Origin of the sequence: Vibrio sp. 10N.222.52.B7 (assembly GCF_041474275.1) — a bacterium.
In the GTDB taxonomy this organism is placed as follows: Bacteria; Pseudomonadota; Gammaproteobacteria; order Enterobacterales; family Vibrionaceae; genus Vibrio; species Vibrio crassostreae_C.
Genome location: NZ_JBFRTU010000255.1, coordinates 1 through 240 on the forward strand (window position 1 = coordinate 1; position 240 = coordinate 240).

The window sequence follows — 240 nt, forward strand, 5'->3', positions numbered from 1 at the left end:
CGGTTGAAGAAAACATGGGCTTTGGCCTGAAAATGAACGGGGTAGCTAAAGAAGTCGTCGAGAAACAAGTCACTAGTGCAGCGAAAACGCTTCAACTAGACCCTTTGTTGAAACGTAAACCTAAAGAACTGTCAGGTGGACAGCGTCAGCGTGTTGCTATTGGTCGAGCAATTGTTCGCAACCCAAGAGTGTTCTTATTCGACGAGCCTTTATCAAACTTAGATGCTGAACTTCGTGTCG

1 protein-coding gene is annotated in these 240 nt (G+C 45.8%); it reads left to right on the plus strand.

The features are described 5' to 3' along the window. Positions 1-240: ATP-binding cassette domain-containing protein (locus AB4512_RS22695; protein ID WP_372175795.1), on the plus strand; the 240-nt coding region annotated here is incomplete at both ends.